The 8,299-nt window shown below is 73.2% G+C and carries 7 protein-coding genes; 3 read left to right on the forward strand and 4 right to left on the reverse strand.

The genetic code is table 11. The annotated features are described in order from the left end of the window. On the reverse strand, nucleotides 1-822 hold the full coding sequence (locus tag ACMA1D_RS29405; protein WP_414727031.1) for a hypothetical protein: 822 nt from the start codon (nucleotides 820-822) through the stop codon (nucleotides 1-3). A 383-nt stretch (nucleotides 823-1,205) separates the two neighbouring features. On the opposite strand from ACMA1D_RS29405, the gene ACMA1D_RS29410 reads away from it, so the two are divergent. From ACMA1D_RS29410 to ACMA1D_RS29420, 3 genes are all read left to right on the forward strand, one after another. Then, nucleotides 1,206-2,519 (forward strand): magnesium transporter MgtE N-terminal domain-containing protein, encoded by a 1,314-nt coding sequence (locus ACMA1D_RS29410; protein ID WP_414727032.1) that lies wholly within the window; start codon nucleotides 1,206-1,208, stop codon nucleotides 2,517-2,519. Further along, a complete protein-coding gene (locus ACMA1D_RS29415) occupies nucleotides 2,509-3,096 on the forward strand; it encodes a DUF1003 domain-containing protein (protein WP_414727033.1) in 588 nt (195 codons plus the stop codon). Before ACMA1D_RS29410 ends, ACMA1D_RS29415 begins: the two co-directional genes overlap by 11 nt. A gap of 232 nt (nucleotides 3,097-3,328) precedes the next feature. Further along, entirely contained in the window at nucleotides 3,329-4,495 is a 1,167-nt protein-coding gene (locus tag ACMA1D_RS29420) for an Mrp/NBP35 family ATP-binding protein (protein WP_414727034.1), read from the forward strand. 543 nt (nucleotides 4,496-5,038) lie between these two features. Here the strand turns inward: ACMA1D_RS29420 and ACMA1D_RS29425 are convergent. From ACMA1D_RS29425 to ACMA1D_RS29435, 3 genes are all read right to left on the reverse strand, one after another. Then, complete coding sequence (locus ACMA1D_RS29425) at nucleotides 5,039-5,737, reverse strand: hypothetical protein (RefSeq protein WP_414727035.1); 699 nt, start codon at nucleotides 5,735-5,737, stop codon at nucleotides 5,039-5,041. A gap of 107 nt (nucleotides 5,738-5,844) precedes the next feature. Continuing rightward, a complete protein-coding gene (locus tag ACMA1D_RS29430; protein WP_414727037.1) occupies nucleotides 5,845-6,306 on the reverse strand; it encodes a sec-independent translocase in 462 nt (153 codons plus the stop codon). A 750-nt stretch (nucleotides 6,307-7,056) separates the two neighbouring features. Next, nucleotides 7,057-8,299: S1C family serine protease (locus ACMA1D_RS29435; RefSeq protein WP_414727036.1), on the reverse strand; the 1,243-nt coding region annotated here is incomplete at its 5' end.

Genomic DNA, 8,299 nt, shown 5'->3' on the forward strand with positions numbered 1-8,299 from the left:
TCAGCCGTCGCTCTGCGGCAACTGTTGCCCGTAGTCGACGAGTTCCTTCTTCGGGGGTGCCGAGAGCTCGAACTTCTCGTCCCAGTCGGCGAGTTGGATGACGCCGGCGCCGCCGGCCCGGTGCATGCGCAGCGGGTAGGGGGTGCCCTTGAGCGACACGTCCAGCGTGCCGCCGTTGCCCTGGTCGCCGGTGATGCGGATGGTCGGCACGCCGCCGACGGCGCCCCGCTTGCCGCTGGTGATCTGGCCGTGCAGCCCCAGCAGCCCGTCGAGCAGCATGGTCTTGTCCGTGAACCCGCTGAGTTGCTGGTACGAGGGGTCGCCCGCCGGCACCTTCACGTACTTGCCGTCCAGCTTCTTGGCCGCCGCCAGGTCCTCCTTGGTGCCGGACTCCGAGCCCGTACCGCCCGAGCCGCCCGTACTGCCGTCGCCCGCCGGGGCCGCCCCGTCGTTCTGCTCGTGCGTCCAGAAGTCGGCGTCGGCCTTCAGGTAGAGCTCCTTGTCGATGCGCAGCAGTTGGAAGGTGCTGCCCTGGGTGGAGACCCGCCCGGAGCCGCCGTCGTCCTTGAGCCGCATGTCGAGGGTGTACGTACGGCCCTTGCTGACGACGTTGCCGGTCAGCCGGACCGCGGCGGCGCGCTGGGCGGCCTGTCTGGCCCTGGCCTCGATCTGCTTCGGGGGCAGCTTGCCGACCCCGTTGGTGCCCGCGTCGGGGTCCTTCTTCTCGACCCCGCCACCGCCGTCGCCGCCACATCCGGCGAGGGTCACGGCGGCGAGCCCCGCGCACGTCGCCGCCGCGAGAGCCGTCTTCCAGGTGCGCACGTCCGCTCTGCCTCCCGATGCCGATGCAGGGGGCAGCGTACCGGTGCCGTACGCACGCGCTGACGGCGCGCTCGTACCGGAGCCGACCGGCCGCGAGCACCGGCCGGGCGGCGTGTCGCAGGCTTGGCCGGAAACCGATGGTTCCGCACCGTTCAGGAGGGGCCGCCGCGCACCCGGCGCCGCCGCGCGGGCCCTCGCCGGCGGGTCCGCCAGCGAGGGGCGCACCACCGAAGGACGCCACCAGCGGGCTATCAACCGATATTCGATGATATCAGGAGGTATACAGAGGTACTCGGGGTGATCACCGCCGCGTGCCGGCAGCCGGCCGTGGGCGGCCCGTACGTCCGTCGGAGCCCGTACGTCCGTGGAAGGAGGCGCGTGGCATGGGTGCGGCAGCCCCGCGCGTGTTCGTCTCGCATCTAGCCGGTGTCGCCGTGTTCGACCCGAACGGGGACCCGGTGGGCCGGGTGCGCGACCTGGTGGCGATGCTCGGGCTCGGCGGCCGGCCGCCGCGCGTGCTCGGCCTGGTCGTGGAGGTGGTCAGCCGGCGGCGGATCTTCCTCCCGATGACCCGGGTGACCGGCGTCGAGTCGGGCCAGGTGATCACGACCGGCGTGGTCAACATGCGCCGCTTCGAGCAGCGCCCCACCGAGACCCTGGTCCTCGGCGAACTCCTTGACCGGCGGGTGACGCTGGTGGAGACCGGCGAGCAGGTGACCGTGCTCGACGTGGCGGTGGCCCAGTTGCCGGCCCGCCGCGACTGGGAGATCGACAAGGTCTTCGTACGCCGCGGCAAGCCCCCGGCGCTGCGCGGCAGGTGGCCGGGGAGCGGCCGGCGATCCGGCGAGGCGCTGACCGTGGAGTGGTCGGCGGTCACCGGGTTCGCGCTGGACGAGCAGGGGCAGGGCGCGGAGAACCTGCTCGCCACCTTCGAGCAGTTGCGCCCCGCCGACCTGGCCAACGTGCTGCACCACCTGACGGCCAAGCGGCGCGCCGAGGTGGCCGCGGCGCTCGACGACGACCGGCTGGCGGACGTCCTTGAGGAGCTGCCGGACGACGACCAGGTGGAGATCCTCGGCAAGCTCCAGGAGGAACGCGCGGCCGACGTCCTGGAGGCGATGGACCCCGACGACGCGGCCGACCTGCTGTCGGAGCTGCCCGAGGAGGACAAGGAGCGGCTGCTGGCCCTGATGCGCCCGCGGGACGCGGCCGACATGCGCCGGCTGCTGGCGTACGAGGAGCGCACCGCCGGCGGGCTGATGACCACCGAACCGGTGGTGCTGCTGCCGGACGCGACGGTGGCCGACGCGCTGGCCAGGGTGCGCAACCCGGACCTCTCCCCGGCGCTCGCCGCGCAGGTGTACGTGTGCCGGGCGCCCGACGAGACGCCGACCGGCACCTACCTGGGCACCGTGCACTTCCAGCGGCTGCTGCGGGACCCGCCGTTCACACTGGTCAGCGCGTTGGTCGACAACGACCTGAGCCCGCTGCCGCCGGACACCGCGCTGCCGGCGGTGACCAGTTACCTGGCCGCGTACAACATGGTCGCCGCGCCCGTCGTGGACGCCAGCGGGTCGCTGCTCGGCGCGGTGACCGTGGACGACGTGCTCGACCACCTGCTGCCCGACGACTGGCGCGAGCGCGAGTTGCACGGCGCGGTCGTGCCCGACCTGCCGGAGGTGGCCGATGGCCGGTGAACGCGTCCGACTCGACCAGCCGCGCGAGCCGCGGCGCAGCCTGCTGCCCCGCTGGGACCCGGAGGCGTTCGGCCGGGTCTCCGAGCGCACGGCGCGGTTCCTGGGCACCGGGCGGTTCATCGTCTGGATGTCGGTGGTCATCGTGCTGTGGGTGGTGTGGAACACCACCGTCCCGGCCGACCTGCGCTTCGACCGCTACCCGTTCATCTTCCTGACCCTCGCCCTCTCGCTCCAGGCGTCGTACGCGGCCCCGCTGATCCTGCTCGCCCAGAACCGGCAGGACGACCGGGACCGGGTCAACCTGGAACAGGACCGCAAGCAGAACGAACGGAGCATCGCCGACACCGAGTACCTCACCCGGGAGATCGCCGCGCTCCGGCTCGGCCTCGGCGAGGTGGCGACCCGCGACTGGATCAGGTCGGAGTTCGAGAGCCTGGTACGGGAGGTGGAACAGCGCCCCGCCCGCCCGCCGGGCCACGCCGCGGACCCGCCCCCGCACCGCCGCGACACCGCGCCCCGGCGGACCGGGGCCAGCGCCGTCGAACGGCCGGCCCGGGACGAGACCGAGGAGCGGTGAGGGGTGGCCGGGGCCCGGAGCACCCGCGCGTACGCGCGTAGGGGCAGGCCGTCGCGGGCGGGACGTGGCCCGGGGGACGTCGGAGCACGCGCGCGCACGGGTGGGGCGTGGGGGCGGTACGGGACATCCACGGGAGAGCCCGGCTATTCCCGGCACCGCCCCCGGCGGGCGTGAGGTAGGCGACCGTCCACAGGCTTTCCCGAGCGCTGGGCCCGCGCCGTACCATCGGGGCATGGCTACCGAAACGACCGGCCCGCACGGCGCCGCTCCCGCCGAAGAGGCGGTCCGCGAAGCGCTCGCGACGGTGAATGACCCGGAGATCCACCGCCCGATCACCGAGCTCGGCATGGTCAAATCGGTGGAGATCGCGCCGGACGGCGCGGTGGCGGTCGCGGTCTACCTGACGGTCGCCGGCTGCCCGATGCGGGACACCATCACCAGCGGCGTGCGCGATGCGGTGGCGAAGGTCGCGGGCGTGACCTCGGTCAGCGTCGAGCTCGACGTGATGAGCGACGAGCAGCGCAAGGAGTTGGCCACCTCGCTGCGCGGCGGGCAGGCCGAGCGCGAGGTGCCGTTCGCCAAGCCCGGCTCGCTGACCCGGGTCTATGCGGTGGCCTCCGGCAAGGGCGGCGTCGGCAAGTCGTCCGTGACGGTCAACCTGGCCGCGGCGATGGCCGCGGACGGCCTCAAGGTCGGCGTGGTCGACGCGGACATCTACGGGCACTCGGTGCCCCGCATGCTCGGCGCCACCGGCCGCCCCACCCAGGTCGAGAACATGATCATGCCGCCGTCGGCGAACGGCGTGAAGGTCATCTCCATCGGCATGTTCACGCCGGGCAACGCGCCGGTGGTCTGGCGCGGCCCGATGCTGCACCGCGCGCTCCAGCAGTTCCTGGCCGACGTCTTCTGGGGCGACCTCGACGTCCTGCTGCTCGACCTGCCGCCCGGCACCGGTGACATCGCCATCTCGGTCGCCCAGTTGGTGCCGAACGCGGAGATCCTGGTGGTCACGACGCCGCAGCAGGCCGCGGCCGAGGTCGCCGAGCGGGCCGGTTCCATCGCCGTCCAGACCCACCAGAAGATCGTCGGCGTGGTCGAGAACATGTCCGGGCTGCCCTGCCCGCACTGCGACGAGATGGTGGACGTGTTCGGCACCGGCGGCGGTCAGACCGTCGCCGACGGCCTGACCCGCACGACCGGCGCGACGGTGCCGGTGCTGGGCGCCATCCCCATCGACGTACGACTGCGTGAGGGCGGTGACGAGGGCAAGCCGGTGGTGCTCACCGACCCGGAGTCCCCCGCCGGCAGCGCCCTGCGCGCCATCGCGGGGAAGCTCGGCGGACGCCAGCGCGGCCTGGCCGGCCTGTCCCTTGGCATCACCCCGCGCAACAAGTTCTGAGCGCTCCCGCTCCACGGCACGATCGGCGGCCGGGGCCGGCCCATCCCACGGGGTGGCCGGGGCCGGCCCATCCCACGGGGTGCGTCGGCCCCGGCCGCCGTCGTGCTGTCCAGCCGGCACAGCGCGGGGCCGCGGCCGTCCTCTGCAAAGCCGGCGCACTCGACGTAAGGCCCGGCGCGCGGCCCGTACCGGCTCGCACACGACCGGTACGGCCACCGGAGCCGACGGTCCCTCAGCCCACGTACGCCGCACTACGCCCCCGCCCGACGGCCGCCCCACGCAACCGCGTAGCCGGGCCCGCACCGGTCCGAGCGGGCGGGCGGAGCTGGCGGGCGGAGCTGGTGGAGCTGGCCGGCAGGCGCGAGGGCCGCGGCCGGCAGAGAGAACGGCGTGGCTGAACGGTGAGGTGCACGGGCAGCCGGCCGGCTGCCCCCGGGTGGCGCACGGGCCGGCGCCCGGCCCCGCTCAGCGCCGACCACGCGCCCCGGCACGCCGGGACACACGCTCCGCCCGCGGGCCGTCGTAACGTTTCTGGCCCGTGGTTCAGGCGTACGTCGTGATGTCCTTGACCACGGAGAAGCCGAGCCCGTAGGCGCTCATGCCGCGCCCGTACGCGCCCACGTGGACGCCCTCGCGCGCGGAGCCGGCCAGTACCCAGCCGTACTCCGACTCGCGGTAGTGGAAGTCGGTCGGCACCCCGTCGACCGGCAGCGTGAGCTGCGACCACGCGGGGCCGCCGAGGTCGTCGGCGAGTTCCCAGGCGATGGCGGTCTGCTGGTCGAGCCAGTCCTGCCGCAGGGCGCGCTCCATCTGCGAGGGCCAGGTGCAGGAGAGGAGGCCGGAGCCGGCGAGCCAGGCCGCGGAGGAGACCGAGGTGGCCTCCAACATGCCGGTCCCGTCGGCGCTGCGCCGCACCGGGCGGCTGGCCACCGTCACCACGACCGCGAAGCGCTGCTTCTCACGGTTCTCCGCGCTGGTCTCCACCTTGAGCGAGGGCTCTTCGCCGTGGCCGGTCGAACCGTGCTCCACGGTGCCGTCGGCCGCCGCGCCCACCTGCATCAACCAACGCGGTCCGGTGAACGCCTCGTCGAGGCCGTACCAGGGGAAGGCGGCCATCAGATAGCCGTCGACCGTCCTGCGCACCTTGGCGGGCATCCCCTGCGGGGTCGCCGCGGCTTCTCCGGCGGGCGCGCCCGGAGCCGTCGCCGCATCCTGCACGTCTGCCCGACTCGTCGTCTCCATCTGCGCGGAGCCCTCCTCATTGCCCTTCGCCGTGGCGGCCCGCCCCCCTTTCAGGCGACCTCACCTGGACACAGGGAGGATAGCCATACGGACCGCCCGGAAGGGGATCAGGTGGCGTCCGAGTCGAAGGGCGGCCGATCCTCAGGCTCCGGTTTATCCCGCTTGCGCAGCAGGTCGGAGCCGCCTGCGGGGCCCGCGGCCGGTGGCGCGGAATCGCCGCTGGCCGTGCTGCTGCCGGTGGTGTCGCGGGCCGAGGTGACGTCGGAAACCTCGGCCATTTCCTTACTGAAGTCGAATCCGTTACGGATCTCCTTCAGCCCGAGTTCGTCCTTGTCGAGCAGGTGCTTACGGGCGAAGTTCTTGGGATTCAGGTCCTCGAACTCGAAGTCCTTGAACTCCGGACCCAATTCTGTCCGGATGTCTTCCTTCGCGCTGTCCGAGAACTCCCTGACCTTACGGATGAAACGGGCAGCGTCCTGAATCACCTTGGGCAGCTTGTCCGGACCGAAGATGAGCACCGCAAGGATGATGAGAGCGATTAGCTCTAGGGGTCCTATATCGAAGAACACCTTCTGCTCCTTGATGCGTCCGTGGCCAACGGTCCAGGCCATCCAACACGGTACCTGCCTCTCGGTGTGGTACGGGAGACGGCCAGGCCAACAACGGACCAACCGCCGGCCTGCGGCACGCGACGCGCACCCCGCCGGACGCCCTCCCGCCGCCGGTCAGCGCCCGGCCCACACCCCGCCCCACACCGCCGTACGGCCCCTCACCCACGCTCTGTCTTTGCCCTGCCTCGCCTTGCCGCGTCTCGCCCTGAATCCTCGCCGACGCACCCGCCCCACAGTCGTCTCCCGCACAGCAAACTCCCGATGACGCCCGCCGCACAAGCCCGCGTCCCCCTTCCGTCGCCCCGCGCCACCCCGCCCCCGAGCACACCGACACCACGCCCACGCCCACCAACAGCCACTTCTCCCCCGCCGCCCCACGAGCCACATCCACCTCACCTCACTCCGACGAACTTTCCGGCGTATGCCGCGTATCGGATGTATCGGGCGCGGGCCCGGCGCGTCGGCCGTGGGCAAGCGCCGGGGCGGGTGGGGGGCGAGGTTGCCGGCCGCGGGGCGAGCGTCGGGCGCGGTGGAGGCAGGTGGCTGGTGGCTGGTGGCTGGTGGTAGGTGGTAGGGAGCAGGCTCCGGGCGACGGGCTCGCGCGGCGTGGCCCGGACGGCACCGGCCCGGCCGCGGGAGGTTCGCGGGCCGGGCCGGTCGGGGCTCGGGAACGGGTGGTGGGTCGGTCCCCGGGAGCGGGCAGCGGGTTCAGCGCTGTATGTCCTCGGCCGAACCGAGCGTGAGCTCGACGTTCCGCTCGTCGCCGCCCCGCTCGACGGTCAGTTTCAGGCGGTCGCCCGGCCGGTGGCTGCGGATCTTCACGATCAGCTCCTGACCGCTGCGCACCGGCACTCCGTCCACCTTGCTGATCACGTCGCCGGACCGGATGCCCGCCTTGTCGCCGGGCCCGCCCTTGGTCACGGCGGGGCCGTCGGCACCGGACTCCGCCACCCGGGCCCCGTCGCCGCCGTACTTCATGTCGAGCGTGACGCCGATCACCGGGTGGGTGGCCTTGCCGCTGTTGATCAGCTCTTCGGCCACGCGCTTGCCCTGGTTGATCGGGATGGCGAAACCGAGGCCGATGCTGCCGCCCTGGCCACCGCCGAGCCCGCCGTCGTCCGCGGCGCGGATGATGCTGTTGATGCCGATCACCCGGCCCTTGGCGTCCACCAGCGGGCCGCCGGAGTTGCCCGGGTTGATGGGCGCGTCGGTCTGGAGCGCGTCCACGTACGACACGTCGCTGCCGTCCGCCTTCTCGCCGCCGGCCGTGATCGGGCGCTCCTTGGCGCTGATGATGCCGCTGGTGACGGTCCCGGCCAGGTCGTACGGGGCACCGATGGCCACCACCGGGTCCCCGACCCGCACCGAGTCGGAGTTGCCGAGCGCGAGCGGCTTGAGCCCGGTCACGCCCTGCACCCGGATGACCGCCAGGTCGTACCCGGCGTCCCGGCCGATGATCGTGGCCCGGGCGGTCTGGCCGCCGTTGAACGTGACCGATATGGCGGCGTCGGAGCCGCCCCGGTCGGCCGGCTCGACCACGTGGTTGTTGGTCAGGATGTTGCCGCGCTTGTCCAGGACGAAGCCGGTCCCGGTGCCGCGCTCGCCGGCGCCCTTGACGTGGATGGTCACCACGCTCGGCAGCGCCCGCGCGGCGATGCCGGCGATGCTGTCGGGGTCCCTGGCCTGCCGGGAGTCGGCGGGCGCCTGCGGCAGGTGGATCTGCTCGGAGTCGCTGGTCTCGCGCTCCAGGTAGACGCCGATCCCGCCGCCGATGCCGCCGGCCAGCAACGCCAACAGCAGCGCGCCGACCACCAGTCGGCCGCGCCGCCCGCCGGTCCGCCGCGCGCCGGCGGGCACGGGGCCCGTGCCCGGCGTGCGCCACGGGTCGTACTGCTGCCACTGCACCTCCGGCCGCGGGCCGGGCGCGGCGTAGGGCTGCGCGGGCCCGGCC

The organism is Streptomyces sp. 796.1 (assembly GCF_047525675.1).
Taxonomy (GTDB): domain Bacteria; phylum Actinomycetota; class Actinomycetes; order Streptomycetales; family Streptomycetaceae; genus Streptomyces.

What these genes read in the sequence shown, in the direction of transcription:
- ACMA1D_RS29425 (WP_414727035.1), bottom strand. Translation starts at nt 5,737, where the DNA reads ATGGAGACGACGAGTCGGGCAGACGTGCAGGATGCGGCGACGGCTCCG.
- ACMA1D_RS29410 (WP_414727032.1), top strand. Translation starts at nt 1,206, where the DNA reads ATGGGTGCGGCAGCCCCGCGCGTGTTCGTCTCGCATCTAGCCGGTGTC.
- ACMA1D_RS29420 (WP_414727034.1), top strand. Translation starts at nt 3,329, where the DNA reads ATGGCTACCGAAACGACCGGCCCGCACGGCGCCGCTCCCGCCGAAGAG.
- ACMA1D_RS29415 (WP_414727033.1), top strand. Translation starts at nt 2,509, where the DNA reads ATGGCCGGTGAACGCGTCCGACTCGACCAGCCGCGCGAGCCGCGGCGC.